1 protein-coding gene is annotated in these 644 nt (G+C 65.4%); it reads right to left on the bottom strand.

Annotated features, from left to right (window positions below; genetic code table 11):
• Position 1: 1 nt before the first annotated feature.
• Positions 2-644: NAD-dependent epimerase/dehydratase family protein (locus tag ACYVOK_RS35910; RefSeq protein ID WP_460667084.1), on the bottom strand; the 643-nt coding region annotated here is incomplete at its 5' end.

The raw sequence follows: 644 nt of genomic DNA, 5'->3' as shown, positions 1-644 counted from the left end.
CTCAGGCGACATGGCTCCAGATGTCGTCCTGCGGCTCGTAGTCGATGAGCCGGCGGGTCGTCTCGATATCCCACGGCATGCCCCGGTTGGCCGACATGCCGTTGACGACGATGCCGGGCTCCGGCCAGGCTTGCCCATCGGCGAGGAGCGCCCGCTCCACAACGGCTGCGAAGTCCCGGTTCGAGAGCCACATGTTGCGGAACCATCGCAGATCGCGCTCCGTGTCCGGGCCGATACTCGCGTCCTCGCCGGGCAGGCCGGATGTATTGATCGTTTCCGGCCTGTTCTCCCCAGGCTGGCACCAGCCGATCCGAACGCAGACGCTGGTCAGGGCGCCACCCGAGCGATGCGCCTCAGCGAGACAGGCTCTCTCGCCCATCAGTTTCGATGCTGCATAGGCGAACCCTTGCACCATCTCACGGCCGTTGAACCAGCGCGTTCCCGGACCAGGCGGCAGGGACGTCGTCAGAGCACCGGGCGTCAAGGTATCGGCGAGAGGCGCGTCCTTGTATTGCCCCATCACATGGTTGGAGGAGGCGAACATGATCCGCTTCAGTCCTGCCCGGCTGACCACTCCCAGAAGCGCCAAGGTCATGTCGAACGATGCGCAGGCGTCGCTCCAGGGTGCATCGGGATACGGGTTC

This window comes from Kribbella swartbergensis (assembly GCF_054784135.1).
Note: the sequence above shows the minus strand (reverse complement) of the source record. Positions and strands in the feature narration are given on the sequence as shown.